17 protein-coding genes and 2 pseudogenes are annotated in these 20,707 nt (G+C 62.3%); 3 read left to right on the top strand and 16 right to left on the bottom strand.

The features are described from left to right. Positions 1-21: 21 nt before the first annotated feature. From ACZ89F_RS10105 to ACZ89F_RS10075, 7 genes are all read right to left on the bottom strand, one after another. Entirely contained in the window at positions 22-1,083 is a 1,062-nt protein-coding gene (locus tag ACZ89F_RS10105; RefSeq protein WP_476091564.1) for a glycosyltransferase family 4 protein, read from the bottom strand. A 113-nt stretch (positions 1,084-1,196) separates the two neighbouring features. Continuing rightward, positions 1,197-1,574, bottom strand: coding sequence for a DoxX family protein (locus ACZ89F_RS10100; RefSeq protein ID WP_476091563.1), 378 nt, complete (start codon positions 1,572-1,574; stop codon positions 1,197-1,199). Between the two features lie 67 nt (positions 1,575-1,641). Further along, positions 1,642-2,100: a carboxymuconolactone decarboxylase family protein gene (locus ACZ89F_RS10095; RefSeq protein ID WP_476091562.1), complete on the bottom strand. Its 459-nt coding sequence runs from the start codon at positions 2,098-2,100 to the stop codon at positions 1,642-1,644. A 43-nt stretch (positions 2,101-2,143) separates the two neighbouring features. Beyond that, positions 2,144-2,647: an RrF2 family transcriptional regulator gene (locus ACZ89F_RS10090; RefSeq protein WP_476091561.1), complete on the bottom strand. Its 504-nt coding sequence runs from the start codon at positions 2,645-2,647 to the stop codon at positions 2,144-2,146. A gap of 110 nt (positions 2,648-2,757) precedes the next feature. Then, positions 2,758-4,071, bottom strand: a complete 1,314-nt coding sequence (gene preA / locus ACZ89F_RS10085) for an NAD-dependent dihydropyrimidine dehydrogenase subunit PreA (RefSeq protein ID WP_476091560.1) — start codon at positions 4,069-4,071, stop codon at positions 2,758-2,760. Positions 4,072-4,073: 2 nt separating this feature from the next. Then, positions 4,074-5,438 carry an NAD(P)-dependent oxidoreductase gene (locus ACZ89F_RS10080; RefSeq protein ID WP_476091559.1) on the bottom strand — a complete coding sequence of 455 codons (1,365 nt, stop codon included), beginning with the start codon at positions 5,436-5,438 and terminating at the stop codon, positions 4,074-4,076. Positions 5,439-5,558: 120 nt separating this feature from the next. Then, positions 5,559-6,296, bottom strand: a complete 738-nt coding sequence (locus ACZ89F_RS10075) for a gamma-glutamylcyclotransferase (protein WP_476091558.1) — start codon at positions 6,294-6,296, stop codon at positions 5,559-5,561. A 173-nt stretch (positions 6,297-6,469) separates the two neighbouring features. Between ACZ89F_RS10075 and ACZ89F_RS10070 the strand changes: the two genes are divergently transcribed. Next, positions 6,470-7,246 (top strand): VOC family protein, encoded by a 777-nt coding sequence (locus tag ACZ89F_RS10070; RefSeq protein WP_476091557.1) that lies wholly within the window; start codon positions 6,470-6,472, stop codon positions 7,244-7,246. A gap of 83 nt (positions 7,247-7,329) precedes the next feature. On the opposite strand, the gene ACZ89F_RS10065 is transcribed toward ACZ89F_RS10070, so the two are convergent. Beyond that, positions 7,330-7,818, bottom strand: a complete 489-nt coding sequence (locus ACZ89F_RS10065) for a hypothetical protein (RefSeq protein WP_476091556.1) — start codon at positions 7,816-7,818, stop codon at positions 7,330-7,332. Positions 7,819-8,015: 197 nt separating this feature from the next. Here ACZ89F_RS10065 and ACZ89F_RS10060 point away from each other — a divergent pair, with 197 nt between their 5' ends. Then, positions 8,016-8,408: a DoxX family protein gene (locus ACZ89F_RS10060; RefSeq protein ID WP_476091555.1), complete on the top strand. Its 393-nt coding sequence runs from the start codon at positions 8,016-8,018 to the stop codon at positions 8,406-8,408. 33 nt (positions 8,409-8,441) lie between these two features. Here ACZ89F_RS10060 and ACZ89F_RS10055 read toward each other — a convergent pair. Together ACZ89F_RS10055 and ACZ89F_RS10050 are read right to left on the bottom strand one after the other, a co-directional pair. After that, positions 8,442-10,878: pseudogene (locus tag ACZ89F_RS10055) on the bottom strand (GcvT family protein). Between the two features lie 57 nt (positions 10,879-10,935). Next, positions 10,936-12,474: a trimethylamine methyltransferase family protein gene (locus ACZ89F_RS10050; protein ID WP_476091554.1), complete on the bottom strand. Its 1,539-nt coding sequence runs from the start codon at positions 12,472-12,474 to the stop codon at positions 10,936-10,938. 217 nt (positions 12,475-12,691) lie between these two features. On the opposite strand from ACZ89F_RS10050, the gene ACZ89F_RS10045 reads away from it, so the two are divergent. Beyond that, complete coding sequence (locus ACZ89F_RS10045; protein WP_476091553.1) at positions 12,692-13,282, top strand: transglycosylase SLT domain-containing protein; 591 nt, start codon at positions 12,692-12,694, stop codon at positions 13,280-13,282. 62 nt (positions 13,283-13,344) lie between these two features. On the opposite strand, the gene ACZ89F_RS10040 is transcribed toward ACZ89F_RS10045, so the two are convergent. The 6 genes and pseudogenes from ACZ89F_RS10040 to ACZ89F_RS10015 form a co-directional block, all read right to left on the bottom strand. Continuing rightward, positions 13,345-13,782: a TA system VapC family ribonuclease toxin gene (locus tag ACZ89F_RS10040; RefSeq protein ID WP_476091552.1), complete on the bottom strand. Its 438-nt coding sequence runs from the start codon at positions 13,780-13,782 to the stop codon at positions 13,345-13,347. Further along, a complete protein-coding gene (locus ACZ89F_RS10035; RefSeq protein ID WP_476091551.1) occupies positions 13,779-14,006 on the bottom strand; it encodes a CopG family transcriptional regulator in 228 nt (75 codons plus the stop codon). The genes ACZ89F_RS10040 and ACZ89F_RS10035 overlap by 4 nt, the downstream gene beginning before the upstream one ends. 139 nt (positions 14,007-14,145) lie before the next feature. Further along, positions 14,146-16,372 (bottom strand): annotated as a pseudogene (locus tag ACZ89F_RS10030) (dipeptide ABC transporter ATP-binding protein). A 67-nt stretch (positions 16,373-16,439) separates the two neighbouring features. Continuing rightward, positions 16,440-17,597, bottom strand: coding sequence for an ABC transporter permease (locus ACZ89F_RS10025; protein ID WP_476091550.1), 1,158 nt, complete (start codon positions 17,595-17,597; stop codon positions 16,440-16,442). Positions 17,598-17,609: 12 nt separating this feature from the next. Further along, the gene (locus ACZ89F_RS10020; protein ID WP_109668419.1) at positions 17,610-18,644 is read right to left on the bottom strand and encodes an ABC transporter permease; all 1,035 of its coding nucleotides are present in this window, start codon (positions 18,642-18,644) and stop codon (positions 17,610-17,612) included. 226 nt (positions 18,645-18,870) lie between these two features. Next, positions 18,871-20,523 carry an ABC transporter substrate-binding protein gene (locus ACZ89F_RS10015; protein WP_476091549.1) on the bottom strand — a complete coding sequence of 551 codons (1,653 nt, stop codon included), beginning with the start codon at positions 20,521-20,523 and terminating at the stop codon, positions 18,871-18,873. Between the last annotated feature and the right edge of the window lie 184 nt (positions 20,524-20,707).

Below are 20,707 nucleotides of genomic sequence, written 5' to 3'. Positions count from 1 at the left end.
GTCGCTGACGCACGTCGCTGCTCACGACGCCTTCGCCTCGCTCGGGACGCCGATCAGCCGCGCATAGGCGGCCAGATAGTCGCCGGCCATTCTTCTGGCGGAAAACCGCTTTTCGAAAACGGCCCTCACCTTTCGCCTGTCGAGCTGCAGCAGGTCAGGCACCGCGGCGACCGCGCCGTCCGTCGTGTCCGCGATAAAACCGGTCACGCCCTGATCGATGATCTCGGGCAGTGCGCCGCAATTCCAGCCGATAACCGGCGTGCCGCAGGCCATTGCCTCGATGGCGACAAGGCCGAACGGTTCCGGCCAATCGATCGGGAACAGCAGGCCGGCCGCCTTGCCGAGAAATTCCGCCTTCCTGTCCTCCTCGATCTCGCCGACATACTCGACACGATCGCCGTCGATCAAAGGCTCGACCACCTCATGGAAATAGGCGCGATCGTCGTCGCCGATCTTTGCCGCAAGCTTCAGCTTGAGCCCCGAGCGCAAGGCGATCTCGATGGCGCGATCGGGACGCTTGTCGCGTGAGAACCGGCCGAGGAAGGCAAGATAGGGTTCTTCCGCCGTCGTCTCGAAAGTCGGTTCGTAAATACCGGTCGGCAGTCCGTGATGGATCGTTGCCAGCCAGTTGGCCTTGGCAAGGCCAGCCTTCTGGCTGTGCGAAATGGAAATCAGGGGAAAGCGCGGGAAACGCTCATAGGCCGGCGCCAGGTCGACATAATCCAGCCTGCCATGCGGCGTCGTTACCGTCCGCCCCGCAATGTCCTCGAAGAAGGAAAAATGCAGGAAGTGGCTGAGGTGGAAGTGGATGACGTCAAACTCCGACGCCCGTTTCCTCACCTCGGCAAGCATCGAAAGATGCGCCGCGATCTCGGATTTCAGCGGACGCGGATCGAGGCGGAGGGCGCATTCCCGGCCAGCCACCAGCTTTGCGGAAGTCTGGCTGTCGCCACTGGCAAACAGCGTCACCTCATGGCCCAAATCGACCAGCGCTTCGGTCAGATACGAGACGATGCGTTCGGTGCCGCCATAGAGTCTCGGCGGCACCGATTCATAAAGCGGCGCGACGTGGGCGATTTTCATATTTCATCCTGGATGCTGGGCATACAGGTGCGAAATGCGTCAACGGCTGGATTGGTTCCGATTTAAGATCGATGCCGTCGGCGCCTCACTGCCGAAGTCGGCATGGAACCGCATCAAGCAGACTGAGCGATCAGCGTCAGAAAGCCACCGCTCAGTGCAACATTGCCGACGAAGCCATTGATGCGCGACGCGCGGTCCGGGCCCTGATGGTCCCAGAAATTGTGGAACATCGGCGTGGCAACGACAAGGAACAGCAGCAGCACTCCAGCCGCGATTGCCGTCCACAGGCCGGCGATGACCAGCATACCGGCGGCGACCTGAAGCACGATACCGGCCCACAGCGCCAACCCCGCCTGCGGCACACCGCGCGCGGCCATCAGCTGGGTCAGGAAGGCCGCATTCTGGATGTTGCGCAGGCCGGCGAAGACAAAGGCGCCGCCGAGCAGCAGACGGCCGAGAAACAACAAGATTGATGGCAAATCGGCGGGCATCAAACTCTCCCTTTGAAAACGATTGGAGCGCCGCCTTTCGACGGCGCTCCAAACACAATCCGGACAATCAGGCAGCCTTGGCCGCCGGCATCGGGTGAATGGCCTGGAACGGGATGCACAGCCGGTTCCAGGTGTTGATCATGCCGAGCGCAACGGACAGCTTGACCAGTTCCTCTTCCGAGAAATGCTCGAGCGTGCGTGCATAAAGTTCGTCCGGCACGCCATTGCTGGCGATCAGGGTCACGGCCTCGGTCCACGCCAAGGCGGCGCGTTCGCGCTCGGAAAACAGCGGCGATTCCTTCCACGCCGAAACCAGATAGAGCCGTTGTTCGGTCTCGCCGTCGCGCCTCGCCTCGCGGCTGTGCATCTCGACGCAGTACGAGCAGCCATTGATCTGCGACGCCCGCAACTTGATCAGGTGCAGCAGGCTTTCCTCGAGCCCGCATTCGTCCACCGCCTTGTTGAGCGCCGACACCGCCTTCATGATTTCCGGCGCCTTGGCGAAAAATTGCAGCCTCTGTTTCATCGTCTTGTCCTTTCACGTCTGCTTTGGGTTTTGGGTCTGCGGGTTAACTGGATTTCTGCGGCCGCTGGTGGCGCTCGACAAAGGCGCAGCTCGCGGCAAGCGACCTCGGATCGCCTTCTGCCGCATAAGTGGCCACGATATCGGACAGCTTGGTCTCGGCGAGCGCGGCCCGATAGGCGCGCTCGGCCTTCAGCATCGCGGCATTGATGCCGCAGGGTTTGACATAGGCCGATGCATCGAGCTTCACGGGACCGCGCTGGCGGATTTCGCCACAGCGAAAAGCCGGCTCGCGGCCCTCGACGGCCAGCACGATGTCGAGCAGCGTGATGCGCTCAGCCGGCCGAGCCAGCCGGTAGCCACCGGAGGGACCCGAGACCGATTCCAGAATGTGTGCGGCGCTCAGCATATTGAGGTGCTTCAGCAAATAGCTCGGTGACAGGCCAAAGGCCTCAGCGAGAGCAGCGCCAGGCATGGTGCTGTTGCCTTCCACACTGGCCAGCGTGGCGGCGCAGTGGATGGCTGCTTCAACGCCCTCGCCCAGCTTCATTGTGTTGATCTCCAATTCATGGATATATTTTATCGCGGATAATTTTTATCTGCAATAGGAAAATGAAAAAACGGCGCCCGAAGACGCCGCTTTTTTCGTCGAACGGTTCCCTACTCCGCCGCCACCTTGGCCATCGGGTTGTTCGGGTGCGTTGTCCAGTTGGCGTAGATCGGCGACACCGGCTTGCCGGTGCGCTGGTCCATCTCGCCGACCGCCAGCGGTTCCATGGTGATGCAGTTCTCGACCGGGCATACATTGACGCACAGATTGCAGCCGACGCATTCGGCTTCGATCACTTCGAAGTGCCTGACGCCATCGACCATATTGGTGATCGCCTGGTGCGAGGTATCCTCGCAGGCGATGTGGCAGCGGCCGCATTTGATGCAGGCGTCCTGGTCGATACGCGCCTTGGCGACATAGTTGAGGTTGAGATACTGCCAGTCGGTGACGTTGGGCGTGGCGCGGCCAACGATGTCGTCGAGCGAGGCATGGCCCTTCTCGTCCATCCAGTTTTCCAGACCGGCGATCATCTCCTGCACGATCTTGAAGCCGTAGGTCATCGCCGCGGTGCACACCTGCACATTGCCGGCGCCGAGCGCCATGAACTCGGCCGCGTCGCGCCAGGTGGTGATGCCGCCGATGCCGGAGATCGGCAGACCGTGAGTTTCCGGATCGCGCGCGATCTCGGCCACCATGTTCATGGCGATCGGCTTCACCGCCGGGCCGCAATAGCCGCCATGCGAGCCCTTGCCGTCGATGGTCGGCTGCGGTGCGAAACTGTCGAGATCGACGCCGGTGATCGAGTTGATGGTGTTGATCAGCGACACCGCGTCGGTGCCGCCGGCGTGTGCTGCTCGCGCGGGCTTGCGCACATCGGTTATGTTGGGCGTCAGCTTGGTGATGACAGGCATGCGGGTGTTCTGTTTGCACCAGCGCACCACCATTTCGATATATTCCGGCACCTGGCCGACGGCGGCACCCATGCCGCGTTCCGACATGCCGTGCGGGCAGCCGAAATTGAGCTCGATGCCGTCGGCCTCCGTCTCCTCGACCACCGGCAGGATCGCCTTCCAGGCCTCCTCGACGCAAGGCACCATCAGCGAGACGACGATGGCGCGGTCGGGCCAGTCCTTCTTGACCTGCTTGATCTCGCGCAGATTGACCTGCAGGTCGCGGTCGGTGATCAGCTCGATGTTGTTGAGGCCGAGCAGGCGGCGGTCGGCGCCCCAGATCGCGCCATAGCGCGGGCCGTTGACGTTGACCACCGGCGGACCTTCCTCGCCCAGCGTCTTCCACACCACGCCGCCCCAGCCGGCCTTGAAGGCGCGGATGACGTTGTAGGCCTTGTCGGTCGGTGGCGCCGAGGCCAGCCAGAACGGATTGGGCGATTTGATGCCGACGAAATTGTTGCGGATGTCTGCCATGCTCATGCCCTCCCGTTCGAGGTCAGTGCTCGATTGATGCTCTCCGCCGCGTCGCGGCCCTGCGCGACCGCAGAGACGGTCAGATCGTCGCCGCCGAAGATGCAGTCGCCGCCGGCCCAGACTGTTGCCAGCGAGGTGCGCCCTTCCGCGTCGACCTTGATGCGGCCGGCTTCGAGGTCGATGGAGGCGCCGCTGCCGTTGAGAGCGGCCGGCACGAAGCTCTGGCCGATCGCCTTGAACACCTGGTCGGCGTTGAGCGTCAGCGTCTCGCCGGTGCCGGCAAGCCTGTCGCCGTTCAACGCCGTATATTCGAGTTCGATAGCGCTGACCTTGCCGCCGTCGGCGATCACCCGCTTCGGCTGCAGCCAGTGACGGATGGTGACGCCATTGGCGGCGGCCAGATCCTGTTCGAACTCGGAGGCGTTCATGTGCTCCTGGCCGCGCCGGTAACAGATCGTCACCTCCTCGGCGCCGAGCAGTTTCGACTGCACGGCGGCGTCGATCGCCGTCATGCCGCCGCCGATGACGACGACGCGCCGGCCAACAGGGAGGCCGGAAAGGTCACTGGCCTGACGCAGTTCGGCAATGAACTCGACCGCATTGATGACGCCGTCGGCGTCCTCGCCATCGGCGCGCAGCGCATTGACGCCGCCAAGCCCCATACCGAGAAACACCGCGTCGTAATTGCGGATCAGGTCGGACAGCTGGTAGTCGCGGCCAAGCGCCTTGCCGTTCTGGATATCGATGCCGCCGATCGCGGTCACGTAGTCGACTTCGGCCTGGGCGAAATTGTCGACGCTCTTGTAGGCGGCGATGCCGTATTCGTTGAGGCCGCCGGCCTTTGGCCGTGCCTCCAGAATGGTCACGTCATGGCCATGGCGGGCGAGCCGGTGCGCGGCGGCAAGGCCGGCCGGGCCGGCGCCGACCACGGCGATTGTCTTCCCGGTCGGCTCGGCGCGCGGGTAAAACTGCTTGTTCTCGCTCATGGCTACATCGGTGGCGTAGCGCTGCAGGCGGCCGATCTGCACCGGCTTGCCTTCCGCCACTTCGCGCACGCAGACTTCCTCGCACAGCGTCTCCGTCGGGCAGACGCGGGCGCACATGCCGCCCAGGATGTTCTGGTCGAAGATGGTCTTGGCCGAACCGATCGGATTGCCGGTCGAGATTTGGCGGATGAACAGCGGAATGTCGATCGAGGTCGGGCATGCATTCATGCACGGCGCGTCGTAGCAGAAATAGCAGCGGTCGGATTCGACCAGCGCCTCGTGGTGATCGAGCGGCGGGTGCATGTCGGAAAAATTGTCCGCATACTGGTCGGCCGAGAGCCTGCCGCCTGCAATGCCTTCCCTAAACTGGCCTTCTGGCATCGTCAGTTCCCCATGTTTTGTTTTGGGGAAGGCTAGCACGTTTTATTTTTTTATCAATTGGTCAATTTTCGGCGTAAGCCCCTGAAAAGGCTCGACAATAACTTGATTTTTTTACTCATGTTATGGCGACTGCGGTTGCGTTTGCAGCGTGAGCGAATGGCCGGGCTCAAGTCCATGGCCATGGATAGCCCTGACCTCGTCCGCGACCAATTGCTGCAACCGCCACAGGTTGCGGTCGTGGATGCCGAACGCTTCGAGGTGGCTGACCGTGTTGTAGAGGTATTCGGCACCGGATCCGATATGCCCGCAGGCTCTGGCCAGCACGCTTGCCACTCTGTCCAGCGGCTGGTTCAGCGACGTTCCCCTGCCCTTCACGCCGACCCAGAAGCCAAGCGCGCGCAGCGCACCTTGCGCCGTATGCACCGGCAGCCACCTGACCGTGTCGACGCTTTCATGGTCGCTGATCTCGCGCCGCAGCAGCCTTTCGATCTGGACCGGCTTTTCGCCCTCCGGCAAGCGGTAGATCACCCCGTTGCAGCGTCCGCCCCGTTCGAGCGCCATCATCAAACCCGGCTGCTCGGCGCTGCCGCGCCAGCGCACCATGTCGAGGCAGAAAGAGCGGTGCCAGCCAAAGGCAGTGGCGAGCTGTTGCTCGACCGACTCGAATTCCGGCTTCCAGATCAGCGACCCATAGGCGAACACCCATAGTGGCCCCTCGTCGGCTTCCTCGGACAGCCGCAAGGCAAGGGTCCGGAAATCCTCGTCGTTCAACTCCGTCCAGCTCGGGTCCGGACCGGGATCGGCCTCCTCCCGGTGGCACAGTGCGACAAGCTCGGGCGTGAGCGACATCAAGCGCATGAACGACATCCCCTCATCACCGCAGAGAAATCGAAAACCGCTCGGCGTGCAAGCCTCGGAACGCTTGCCGCGGTTCGACCATTACTGTCCGGGCGGTGTCGGATTTCCGTCGTGAGGATCGTCCTATGATAGATCGGACGACGATCGATGCATGAAAGGTGAGGAGACCGAAAATGCCAAAAGCCCCGATGCCCTTCTTCTGGTACGAATTGATGACATCAGATCTCGACGCCGCCGAGGCGTTCTACCCCAAGGTGGTCGGCTGGACGGCGCAGCCATTCGACGTGGCGCCCGGCATGCCGCGCTATGTCGTCATGAATGTCGGCGAACGCGGCGTCGGCGGCCTGATGACAATGCCGGAGGATGCCGCCAAGATGGGCATGCCGCCCGCCTGGCTCGGATATATCCACACCAGGGATGTCGATGCCTCGACGGCATCGCTGAAGAAGGCCGGCGGTGCCGTTCATCGCCAGCCCGACGACATTCCCGGCGTCGGCCGCTTTGCCGTCGTCGCCGATCCGCAGGGCGCGACGTTCATGTTCTTGCAGCCGAACGGCCCGGACCAGCCTGTCGTGCCGGCCAGCACGCCGGGCCATATCGGCTGGCACGAGCTTTACACGAGTGACTGGAAGGCCGCGTTCGATTTTTATTCCGACCAGTTCGGCTGGGTCGATGCCGGCGATTTCGACATGGGCCCGATGGGCACCTACCAGACCTTCACGGCCGGCCCCGAATCCGGCGGCGGCATCATGAACAAGCCGGAGCAGATTCCGGTGCCGGTGTGGCAGTTCTATTTCAACGTTCCGGCCATCGATGCGGCGGCCAAGCGGGTGACCGACAATGGCGGCAAGATCCTGATGGGCCCGATGGAGGTCCCCGGCGGCAGCTGGATCGTCCAGTGCCAGGACCCGCAAGGCGCCCATTTCGCCTTGATGGCGCCGGTGCGCTGACGGCGATCAACAGCGCACATACAAATGGCCGCCCCTTCATCGTACCACCGATGAAGGGCGTCTTTCCTGGCTTTAGCGCTGACCTATTCCGGCGTCAGCACCGCGACCTTCAGGTCAGCCGTTTTTGCACCGCTGAACTGGATGGTTGCCGGGCCGGAAGCAAGCTTGAACCGCACGCTTTTACGGATGCCGGGGCAGGTTTTCACGCCGCTATACCCCGCCGACTTGATGGCCTGGCCGTCCTGAATGACATCGATCCAGGCCTCGCCCGAGAGGCTTATCTGGATGGCCCCCTCGGCCGGCACCTCCACGCTGGTGACAGCACCAAACGTGCCTGATGCCGGGGCACGTTCGGGCGACAGCTCGAAGCCGGCCTTTTCGACCGGCACCAGTGCCAGATCCGCGGCAGCGCCCACCGCAAGCGTCGTTCCGGACGGCGTTGCGGGTGCCGCAGCAAACAGGGCCTGTTCCCGTGTCACCGGCCACTTGAACGCCTCACAGCCGGCGTCCTCCGCCATGGCGAAGCTGGTGCCTGCAAGGATTGCGAACAGGCTGATGGCGAATTTTTTCATGATAAGTGGACCCCACATGTTCGGAATAGCCATATATCAATACAACCATAGCGATACAAATGCAACTATGACGAGAACAATATGACCATCAGGCGGGGACATTTCCAATCACCGATTGTTGATGGCAGGCCATGGGACATGAATGGTCCATTGCCGGATGATAATCTATGGCCGGGGCGGCTAAAATGGAGTCATTTATGAAGCTTTTCGAAGGCCTCGCCAAATGCCAGCCGCACGCCCTGGGCGTGCTGCGCATCATGACCGCGCTGCAGTTCATCGAGCACGGCAGCCAGAAATTGTTCAATTTTCCCGTCAGCGACCAACCCCATACCCTCACCGGGCTGACGCTCGCCGCTGGAATTCTCGAATTCGGAGGCGGCATCCTGCTGGCGCTGGGCCTGCTCACCCGGCCGGTCGCGTTCCTTCTGGCCGGCGAAATGGCGATCGCCTATTTCATGGCGCACATGCCGCGCGACTTCTTCCCGGTCAACAACGGCGGTGATTCGGCAATCTCGTTTTGCTTCATCTTCCTTTACCTGGTGTTTGCCGGCGCCGGCGCCTTCGCGCTGGACAATCGCCGTAGCGCCTGACGTCTTGAGACCTTGAAAAAAGCGTGCCTGGTTTCAGGCACGCATCCTTTCGAAATTGGCATCGAACAGCGGCGCGGGCTGCATGCGCGCCGCATGGCGTTTGCCCAGCAGCTCGATCTCGAAGCCGTCGCTCTCGTCGGCGATCTCCTTCGGCACGTAGCCGACGGCGACGGACTTCTTCGAATGATGCGCATAGCCGCCCGAAGTGACCCAGCCGCGTACGGCGCCGTCGAACCAGATAGGCTCGTCGCCGATGACATCGGCATCGTCAGCCTCGACGATGAAGGCGCGCAGGCGCAATTTGCCGCCCTGCTTGCGCTCCGCGAGAGCCGCCGCCTTGCCGATGAAATCGGCCTCCTTGCCATAAGCGACGAAGCGGTCGAGCCCAGCTTCCAGAGGTCCATAGATCGGCCGGTATTCGCGCCCCCATGAGCCGTAGTTCTTTTCCAGCCGCAGCGCATTGAGCGCGCGCGAGCCGAACAAGCCGATGCCGAATTCCTCGCCTGCGGCCATCAGGGCCTGATAGGCGGCACGCTGATACTCCGGTGCTACCCACATCTCGTAGCCGAGATCGCCGGTGTAGCTGACGCGGCCGACCAGGCACGGCGCCATGCCAATATCCATCCTGCCTATGGCCATGAATGGAAATGACTTATTGGAGACATCCGAGCGCGTGACCTTTGCCAGCACATCGCGCGCCTTCGGCCCGGCGATCGACAGGCCGGCGAGCTTCGCGCCCAGCGCCTCGATGCGTACCGAGCCATCGTCAGGCAGGTGCTTCTCGAACCAGCGCATGTGGTACTGCTCGGCAATGCCGGAGCCCGCGAGGAACCAGCCATCTCGATCAAGAGGGCCGAGATTGGCCAGCGTGAAGTCGCCGATCAGCCTGCCATCCTCCTTCAGCATCGGCGCCAGCGTCATGCGGCCGGGCTTCGGCAGCTTGCAGGCAAGGATCCGGTCGAGCCAGGCGGCCGCCCCCTCGCCCGTCACCTTGTATTTGGCGAAGCTCGAAATCTCGGACAGGCGCGACGCCGTCACGAACGGTCGCGACCTCCCTGGCGACCTGCGTGAAGTCGCTCGAGCGGCGCCACGAGAACTCGTCCTTGACGCCCTCCGGCGCGTACCAGAGCGGCACCTCCAGCCCGTAGGCAACGCCCCATTGCGCACCCTTGGCCGACAGCAGGTCGTAGACCGGCGTCGTCTTCAGCGGCCGCCCGGCGGGCAGTTCCTCATTGGGAAAGCGGATCGAAAAGCGCCTGGAATAATTCTCGCGCACCTTGGCGTTGGTGTAGGCCATCGTCGCCCAGTCGCCGTAGCGCGCGACATCCATCGCCCAGATGTCTGCGCCAGGATCGCCCTCGATCATCCAGTTGGACAGCGCCAGCCCGACGCCGCCGCCTTGGCTGAAACCGGCCATGACGCCGCAGGCGACCCAGAAGCCCGGCAGGCCGCGCACCGGTCCGACCAGCGGGTTGCCGTCCGGCGCGAAGGTGAAAGGGCCGTTGATGATCTGCTTGATGCCGGTGTTCTGGAAGGCCGGGAAATGCCGGAAGCCGACCTCCAGTGACGGCGCGATGCGGTCGATGTCGGGCGCCAGCAATTCATGGCCGAAATTCCACGGCGTCTGGTATTCTGACCACGGCTTGTTGGCCTTCTCATAGGTCCCCATCAGCATACCGCCACGCTCCTGGCGCAGGTAGAGCTCGCCGTCGAAGTCGACCGCGTGGATGATCTCCGTGCCGGTCTTGGCGTTCCAGGCGGCGACCTCCGGCATGTCCTCGGTGATCAGGTACATGTGCTCCATCGCCAGCACCGGCAGTTCGAGGCCAACCATGCGGCCGACCTCGCGCGCCCACAGGCCGCCGGCATTGACGACGTGTTCGGCCACCACCTCGCCCTTGTTGGTGATGACCCGCCACAGCCCGTCGGGACGCCGCACGATGTCCTCGACCTTGGTGAAGCGCTCGACCTCGGCGCCCAACTTCCGTGCGGCCTTGGCATAGGCATGGGTGACGCCCGACGGATCGAGATGGCCGTCCTCCTTGTTTCTGACGGCGCCGACGAACTGCTTGGGATCGAGCAGCGGCATCAGTTCGGCCGCTTCGTTGGGCGAGATTTCCTCGAGCTCGATGCCGAGATAACGGCCCTTGGCGACGACGCCGCGCAGCCAGTCGAGCCGCGCCTCGGTCGCCGCCAGCAGCACGCCGCCAGTCAGATGCACGCCAGTCGCCTGGCCGGAAAGCTCCTCGATCTCCTTGTAGAGGTTGATCGTGTATTTCTGCAGCTTGGCGACGTTGGGGTCGCCATTGATTGTGTGCATGCCGCCGGCCGCGTGCCATGTCGAGCCCGATGTCAGTTCGTCGCGCTCCAGAAGAACGACATCGGTCCAGCCGTGGCGGGCGAGATGGAACAAAACGGAGCACCCGACGACACCACCGCCAATGACCACGACCTTTGCATGCGATTTCATGGATTTTTCTCTGATATCAGTGAGTTGGATGGGTGAGTGGATTCAAGCTGCGAGGCATCACGGCTCGCCCTGCCCGATCGCTTCCTTGCGCCTGGCCATGTAAGCCTCCAGCGCCTCGCGCACGGCGATATCCATCACCGGCTCGACATAGTCCTCCAGCGCCTTTTTCCACAGCCGCGTCGCGCGCGCCGTCGCGTCGAGCCCGCCGGCCTCCTGCCAGGCCTCGTAATTCTGCCAGTTGGACAGCATCGGCTGGTAGAAGGCGGTGGCGTAGCGCTCGAGCGTGTGCGGCTCGCCGAAGAAATGGCCGCCGGTCGGCACCGCGCCCAGCGCCTCGACGGCAAGTTCGGCCTCGTTGACCTCGATCGGGCGCAAGAACTCCATCATGTGCTGGATCATCTCGACATCGATAATAAGTTTTTCGAACGACGCCGTCAGCCCGCCCTCCTGCCAGCCGGCGGCATGGTAGACGAGGTTGCCGTGGCCGAGCACCGCGCCCCACAGCGCCATCAGCGTCTCATAGGCGCCTTGCGCATCGGCGGCGTTGGAGGCCGAGCCCGGTGTCGTGCGGTACGGCAGCCCGTAGCGCCGCGCCAACTGCCCTGACGCAATATTGGCCTTGGTATTCTCCGGCGTGCCGAAGGCCGGCGCGCCCGACTTCATGTCGACATTGGAGGTGAAGGCGCCATACATGACCGGAGCGCCTGGACGGACCAGCTGCGTCAGCACGACGCCGAACAGCGCCTCGGCATTCTGCTGCGCCAGCGCGCCTGCCAGCGTCACCGGGCTCATCGCCCCCATCAGCGTGAACGGCGTCACCGCCACCGACTGGCCGAACTCGGCCATGGTCATCAGCCCTTCGGCCATCATCTCATCGAAGCGGCGCGGCGAGTTGACCGAGATGATGGTGGTGATGCCGGGATCATCGCGCATCTGGTCGAGCGTCAACCCACGCGCGATGGCCATCATCTCGATGCCGTCCAGTGCCCTGCCCCGTCCGATCGCCGAAACATGGAAACTCTTGTCGGTCAGCGTCAGATTGGTGAAGTAGGTGTCGAGATGGCGGGAGTTTGCCGGCAGCTCCACCGGCGCGCAGACCTGGTTGCCGAGCATGTGGATGCAGTTGAAATGCTGCGCCAGCCGGGTGAGGTCCGCATAGTCGCGCAAATTGCCGGCGCGGCGGCCGCGCTCCATGTCGTGCACATTGGGCGGCCCGGCAACGAGCGTGAAATTGATGGTGTTGCCGCCGAGATGAACTGACTTGGCCGGATTGCGCGGCGTCAACACATAGCTGGACTGCGTAGTCTTCAGCGCCTCGGCGATCTGGCCGCGATCGATGCGGACATTCGCCGAGGCATGATCGACTTTGGCGCCGGCCTTCTCGAACAGCGACAGCGCCCGCGGGCTCATCACCTCGATGCCGAAATTCTCCAATATATGCATCGACGCCTGGTGGATCTGCTCGATCTGGTCGGGCGACAGCATCGCCATCGGCGGATAGGGATTGGTCACCCGCCTGAGCGGCAATTGCGGGATGGCCGACGGCCCCCTGTTGCTGGTGCGCTCGGCGCCGCGCTTGCGTCTCGGTTCGTTCATGCCCGGCATCAAAGCCCCGGCAAACCAGGCAAGCTGTCAGAAATGCGCCGTTTGCGGGCGTGATTTTAGCCACGGCGGCATTTTTGCAATATCTGTTTAGAAAAAGCGACGAAATGCGTCGGATTGCTGATACGGGATTTCCTCAAGCGATTGCTCGGGCGAAGCGTTAACGGACGCTGCAAGATTCCCTTTATGATTTCGGCCTATTGCTCTGCCAATGCGTAGTTCGAGTTTTAGTAAAATTGGTGCGGTTTGCGTGCTGCTGGCGCTTTCGGCCTGCGCCACGCCGCCCAATCACATCAACAATGTCTGCGCCGTCTTCGACCAGAATGACGGCTGGTTCGACAACTGGCAGTCGGCCGCCGAGCGCACCCAGCAGAAATACGGCATCCCCGTTCCCGTGCTGATGGCGACGGTGCGCAAGGAATCCGGTTTCAAGAGCAATGCCCGGCCGCCGCGCACCAAGCTTCTCGGCTTCATTCCGTGGAAGCACGTCTCGTCGGCCACCGGCTTCTCGCAAGCGCTGGACGGCACCTGGTCGCAATATCAGCGAGAGACCGGCAACTGGGCGGCACGGCGGACGAAATTCGCCGATGCCGTCGATTTCGTCGGCTGGTATCACTCCAAGACATCAGACACGTTCGGCGTCGCCCGCAACGACACCTACAACCTCTACCTCGCCTACTATCTCGGCTGGACCGCCTATGGCCGCGGCAACCGTGGCGATGCCGGTGTCCAGGGCTATGCCCGGGCCACCGAAAAGATGGCACGGGACTACGCGCAGCAGTTGAGCGAGTGCGGCAATTAACTCGCCGGGGCATTTCGCTGCTAAGAGAAATCAACTCCGGATCGGAATAGATCCTCAGCGATTCATTCGCTCGGGATCAAGTGGAGGATCAGCTTTCCTCCCCTTACTGCCGCCGTCGACAGCTTTCGGTCAAAGGTCGCCAACTTGCCATCACGTGCCTTGGCCAGTCCCAGCAGATAACTGTCCATTACTTGCGCCGAGGTTAGGATCTTGCCTGTATCGAAGTCGCTGGAACCGACGAGACTGATGTCGTCCGACCAGAACTGGTGCCCTGGAAGGGCATGCAGTTTGCCGACGATCTGCGCTACGACAGCAGGCGAACCAGGAGAATTAGGGTATTTCGAATTGCTCAAAATCCTGATGACACCATTCTCGGTAATCGGACATGTAGCCCACGACGAATGCCCAGTGGATTGGAACCACCGATGCGCATCTTCATGCGCGACATGAGCCGGATCGATCAACGCGATCAGGACGTTGACGTCGAGCAGAAAGCTCACGGCAGTTCATCGCGAAGCGCATTGACCATTTCGAGATCGACCAAAGGGCCATCGGGCCGCGAGGCAAGTAAGGGGATGCCGTTGCGTTCGCCGCCAGCGTGCGGCCTGCGCAATGAGCGGCGAACCAAATCGGAAATGACCTCGCCAACGCTGCGATCCTGTTGTCGCGCCATGGCCTTGGCGGCAAGAAGGACGTCATCATCAATTGCAAGTGTCGTTCTCACAGTACTTTTCCTTACTGCGCATCAAACATCACGCATCACATAGAACGATTGACGGGCATATTCAAGCGAACGTAGCCTGTCATTCTTTGACAGACATGAGGTATCGCGACGCTGCGGAGGCACGCGCACGGCATTGCCTCTATGCTGTTAAGTTCGGCTTCTTGCCGCGCGGACGTTTCGGTGGCGTGCCGACAAACCCAGGGCCATCACCATGCGGCGCGTCTTCCGGCACACCCTCATGCGCCGCGTGTTCCTTGTCGAACTTGATCACCGGCTCCATCTTGGCCAGCACGTCGTCGGAGAGCCAGCACAAGCTCATATGGCCGTCGCCGAGATGCTTGACCGGCGGCACCTTGGTCTCGCACAGATTGTCCGGCACCAGCTTCTTGTAGCCGCAGCGGGTCTGGAACGGACAGCCCGACGGAGGGGTTCATCGCCGACGGGATGTCGCCTTCCAGCACGATGTGCCGCTTGACCACGCTGGTGTCGGCGATCGGGATCGCCGACAGCAATGCCTCGGTATAGGGGTGATAGGGCGGCGCGAAGATCTGGTCGGTCGTGCCCTGCTCTACGATGTAGCCGAGATACATGACAACGACGCGGTCGGCGATGTAGCGCACGACGGACAGGTCGTGGCTGATGAACAGCATCGTCGTCTTGTTCTTGCGCTGGATGTCCATCAGCAGTTCGGTCACCGCCGCCTGCACCGACACGTCGAGCGCCGAGACCGGCTCGTCGGCCACCACCACCTTGGCATCGCCGGCAAAGGCCCGCGCAACGCCGATGCGCTGCTTCTGGCCGCCCGACAGCTGGCGCGGCTTGCGGGTCTCGAACGCCCGAGGCAGCTTCACCAGGTCGAGCAGTTCCAGCATGCGCTTGCGGCGATCGGCAACCGTCTTGCCGACATTGAACTTCTCCAGCGTGCGGATGATCTGCGAACCGACCGAATGGCTGGGATTGAGCGTATCGAACGGATTCTGGAACACCATCTGGATCGACGATACGGTTTCGACGCTGCGCTTCTCGATGCCGGTCGACTGGATTTCCTTGTTGCCCAGCGTCACCGTGCCGGCACTTGCCGTCTCCAGCCCGAGCAGCACCTTGGCCAGCGTCGACTTTCCGCAGCCGGATTCGCCGACGATGGCAACCGTCTCGGATTCGCGCGCCATGAACGAGATCGTCTCGTTGGCCTTGACGACACGGCCTTCGCTTGAACCGAACACCTCGCTGCCGCCGACCTTGTAGTATTTTCTGAGGTCCTCGATCTTGAGCACTGGCGCACCGGGCACGACGCGCTCATTGACCTTCTTGGCGCCGGGCGGCAGTGCCTCCCAATCGATCTCGTTGAAGCGCACGCAGCGCGAGAAATGGCCTTCGTGTCCGGCGACCTCGATCATCGGGATTTCGGCGGCGTTGCAGACGCCCTCGACGAAATGGTGGCAGCGCGGGCCGAAATTGCAGCCCTTGGGCCGCTCGTGCGGCAGCGGCAATTGTCCGGGGATGGAGATCAGCGGCCTTGAATTCTTGTCGGCGCCAGGCAGCGGGATCGAGCGGAACAGCCCTTGCGTATAGGGATGGCGCATCCGGTCGAACACGTCCTTGATCTTGCCGGTCTCGACCGCTTCGCCCGAATACATCACCGTGATGCGGTCGCAGGTCTCCAGGATCAGGCCGAGATTATGCGACACGAAGATCATCGATGTGCCGAACTTCTCGCCGAGCCCCTTGACCAGGTCGACAATGCCCGCCTCGACCGTCACGTCGAGCGCCGTCGTCGGTTCGTCGAGCAAAAGCAGCGCCGGCTTCGACAGCAGCGCCATGGCTATGACGATGCGCTGCTGCTGGCCGCCGGAGAGCTGGTGCGGATAGGAGCGCATCATGCGCTCCGGATCGGGCAGCTTGACCGAGCGCACCATATCAAGCGCGCGCTTATACGCTTCTTCCTTCGACACCTTGTCGTGGATCAGCGGCACTTCCATCAATTGCTGGCCGACCTTCATTGCCGGGTTCAGGCTCGCCATCGGCTCCTGGTAGATCATCGCGATCTTGTTGCCGCGAATGGAGCGCAACTCCTCATCGGACAGCTCGCCCATGTCCTTGCCCTGGAACTTGATCTTGCCGCCGACGATCTTCCCGATGTTGGAGAGGTCGCGCATGATGCCGAGCGACACGGTCGACTTGCCGCAGCCGGATTCGCCGACGATGCCCATCGCTTCGCCCGGCATGACGGTGCAGGAAAAATCCATGACCGCCGGTATCTCACCCTTGCGGGTGAAGAAGGAGATCGACAGGTTCTCGATCTCGATAATCGGCCCTTTGGTTGGCCCGGGGGTCGGCTTGGCGGGATTTCGAACTGCCTCATTCATGGGTCGCTCCAATCCTGGTTCTTTCGGGCCTGGTTCTTCCAGGCGCATCGGGTCGAAACCCGTGAGATCAGTCTTTCATCGATTGTTCGCGCAGCGAGTCGGCGAGCAGGTTCAAGCCCAGCACGAACGACATCAGTGCGATCGTCGGCGGCAGCGCCGGGTGGATGAAGGAGCGCAGCAGGCGGCTGGCGTCCTTGATCGCGGTGCCCCAGTCCGGACTTTCCGGCGCCAGGCCAAGGCCGAAATAGCCGAGCGTGCCGAGCAGGATCGTGGTGTAGCCGATGCGCAGGCAGGCATCGACGATCAGCGGCCCGCGCGCATTGGGAAGGATCTCCCACAGCATGATGTACCACGGCGATTCACCGCGCGTCTGCGCCGCCGCCACATAGTCGCGTGTCTTGATGTCCATCACCAGGCCACGCACGATGCGGAACACGCCGGGGCTGGAGGCGAACACCACCGCCACGAAGATGTTGAGCTGGTTGGGATCGATGTGCACGATCTTCAGCGGATCGGCGTCGAAGACCAGGCCGGCATAGATCCAGCCACCGAGGATCAGGGTAATGCCAAGCAGGATGTAGAGCCGGTCGGGTCGGTTCTTGTAGCGCGTCCAGAACAGCACGCTGAAGAAGATGATCGGAAACAGGAAGAAGACACCGGCCATGCCATAGGGGATCGGCGTGTCCATGATGCCCGGCGTCACCAGCAGGTAGAACAGCAGGATCACCGGGAAGGCGAGCACAAGGTTGGCCAGGAACGACAGCACAGTGTCGATCTTGCCGCCGTAATAGCCGGCGGGCAGGCCGAGCGTGATGCCGACCATCAGCGCGAAGCCAGTTGCCGCAGGCGCGATGATCAGCACGATCTGGCTGCCATAGACCATGCGCGAAAACACGTCGCGCGCCAGCTTGTCGCCGCCGAACAGATAGGTCAGCCCCGATTGCGGTTCGACGGCGCCGGGCAGCACGTCCTTCATGATGGGGATCTGGGCCAGCGGATCGAAGGGCGAGATGGTCGCGGCGAAGATCGCCGTGAACAGCCAGAACAGGCAGATGCCGACGCCGACGATGCCGACGCCGCTGTCGAACAGCTGGCCGTAGAGCGCCAGCTTCTTCTTGTAGGCGAAGCTCGCACCCATGACGATGAGGAGCGCGATCCAGACCGGCCAGAAGCGCGACAGCACTTCGAGAACGACGGTGAAGCCACTGATATATTGAACAGGCATCCGCTTCGTCCCCTACTGAACTCTGATACGCGGATTGAGAAACGCGTAGCCGACATCGGAAATGAGCTGCGTGATCAGGACGATGAACACCGAGACCAGCGAGCAGCCGAGCAGAAGGTCGATGTCGTTGTTGCCGGCCGCCTCGACCAGCGTGTAGCCGAAGCCCTGGTAGCGGAACATCACCTCGACGATGACGACGCCGGTGAGCAGCCAGGGAAACTGCAGCATGATGACGGTGAAGGGTGCGATCAGCGCGTTGCGCAACGCATGTTTGACCACCACGCTGCCGAAGGAGAGACCCTTCAACCGGGCGGTGCGGATATATTGCTGCGTCATCACCTCGACCATCGAAGCGCGCGTCATGCGGGCGATGTAGCCGATGCCGTAGATCGCCAGCGTCATCACCGGCAGCGTGAAATTGTAGAAGGTGATGCCCTGGCTGGCCGAGGCCGCCGAGCCGTTCAGCCAGCCGAGCCATGAGGCGAAGATGACGGTGAAGATGACGCCAGACACGTATTCGGGCGTCGCCGTCGAGGCGATCGAGGCCACCGACAGTACGCGGTCGGTTCGCGACCCCTCCCGCATGCCGGCCAGAATGCCGATCAGCAGCGAGATCGGCACCATCACAGCCAGCACCCAGAACATCAGAATGCCGGTGGCGCCGAGCGCGGGAAACAGTTTCGAGGCGACGGTTGCCTTGAACTTGGTCGAGCAGCCGAAGTCGCCTTCGAGAACACCGGAGAATGTCGACACGAGCGGGTCGTTGCAGAAGGAGAAACGCTGCGCCGGCTTGCCGGTCGCCGGGTCGGTCACCGGCTGCTTGGGCACGAGGCCCAGCCACTGCCCATAGCGGACGAAGAAGTTCTGCCGGTAGCCATGGTTGACCAGCCAGCTCTCGAGCTGCTCGGCCGACGTGTGCATTTCGGTCTGGCTGATCGCCAGCTTCTTCAGATTGGGTTCGAGGTTGATCAGGAAGAAGACGACCATGGTCAGACACAGCATCGTCAATGCCATGGTGCCAAGACGCCTGATAACGAAGGAAAGCATGGCGGCCCCCTGCCGATGGGTTGGGGTTTGAGCCGGCTATGAAAGCCAACCCTGCCGTGACCGGCGGGGCTGGCTGTCAAACAGGCCTTCGGATGCGATCAACCCTGTTTTTGTTGCATGGCCTTGCCCGCGAGTCCGCAACTTTTTTGAGAAAGCGCGGACCAACAGGGACGGACGATGCAAAGAGCGAGGGAAGGGGCGACGCCCCTTCCCCCTATCGATGCGATCAAGCCTGGTCGAGCCAGACCTTGCCGTAGTCGCGCTCGAAGGTCGGGTGCATCTTGTAGTTCTGCACCGCCTTGACCGAGTGGCTGTAGAGTTTGCGCCAGTACGGCTGGATCAGGATGCCGGAATCCTGCAGGATCTGCTCGATGTCCTTCATCATTTCCTTGCGCTTGGCGGCGTCGGCAACGGCGAGCGCCGCATTGAGCTTGGCATCCCAGTCCGGGTTCGACCAGCCGGCCTCGTTCCAGGCCTCGCCAGTGCGGTAGGCGATGGCCAGGACCTGGACGCCGAGCGGGCGCATGTTCCAGTTGGTCATCGACAGCGGATACTTCGTCCAGTCGTTCCAGAACGTCGAACCCGGCAGTACGGTGCGCTTCACCTTGATACCGGCGTCGCGCAGCTGGGCGGCGATCGCATCGCCGGTGTTCTTGTGCCAGTCCTCGTCGACCGTGATCAACTCGTGTTCGAAGTCGGCCTGGCCGGCTTCCGCCATCAGCGCCTTCGCCTTGGCCGGATCACGGGCAATCTTGGGCAGCTCGTAATATTCCGGGTGGATCGAGCAGACATGGTGGTTTTCGGCGACCGAGCCGGCATTGCCGTAGCCAAGCTGGAGGACGACATTGTTGTCGACGCCAAGCTGCAGCGCGTTGCGCACCTTCTGGTCGCCATAGGGCTTGTTGTTGACGTTGGTGCGGCAGACGATGGTCGACGCGGTGACGATCTCCGACTTGACCAGGTCCATGCCGTCGAGGATCGACACGTAGTCGGCCGAGGTCTCGAAATTGGTGTGGACTTCGCCGGCTTCGAAAGCGCTGACCATGGCCGCCGGATCGGTGCCGTAGTCGATGAATTCCAGGCCATCGAGGAACACTTCGCCGTCCCACCACTTGTCATCGGTGCGGCGCTTGTAGACCACTTTCTGGCCGACATCGTAGGAGACGAGTTCGAACGGACCGGTGCCGATCGGGCAGGATTTGAAATCGCCGCCCTTCTCATCGAAGCTCTTGTGGACGATCAGGCCGGGGTAGTCGCACATGTTCGGGATCAGCGCGATGTCGGGCTTGGTGAGCTTCAGCACCACCGTGTGGTCGTCCGGCTTGGTGACGGCGCTTTCGTCGAGCTTGTCGTCCTTGACCAGCGAGCCGAGACGGCCGGGCATCGAATTGCCTTCGGCTTTCTTGTCGGCCCAGCGCTTCAGGTTGAAGATAACGTCATCGGCGGTGAAGGCATCGCCATTCGACCAGGTGACGCCCTTGCGCACATGCAGCGTGTACTGCGTGGCGTCGTCGTTGACGTCCCAGCTCTCCAGCAGATAGGGGCGGAACGTGTATTCGGATGTGTACTTGACCAGCGGTTCGAGTGCCTGGCGCTCGGCATTGGCGATTTCCGACCAGTCGGCCTTGCGCGGGTCCTTGGGATCCTTGATCCACTGGGCGATCTTCAGCGTGCCGCCCTTCTTGCCCTTCACCTCTTCGGCCTTCGCCGGCGTCGGGTCGGCGAGGCCGAGCAAGCCGTAAGCCATTGCCGTCGAGGCACCAAAGACGCTGGCCATGGCCAGGAATTCGCGGCGATCGACCCTGCCTGCCTTGGCTTCTTCGGCCATGGCCAGGATGTGATCCGGAACGCGATCGCCGTTACTCTTGTAAATTGTCATGACTTAACTCCCATTGTTGGCTTTCCGCCTTTTAACATTCCGCATCCAGGCCATGATGTCAAAGACGACATGGATTGGGAACATGTTAGGGAATGTGCAACTTTGGAACGGGAGCGGTTCGCGTGATAACGACAGTCTTGGCGCAAATTTGCTACTATGCGACGGATTCCTCTGGAATCTCGAT

The sequence above is a fragment of the Mesorhizobium sp. USDA 3734 genome, from assembly GCF_056279665.1.
The sequence above is the reverse complement of the archived record's forward strand: the minus strand, read 5'-3'. Positions and strand labels throughout refer to the sequence as shown.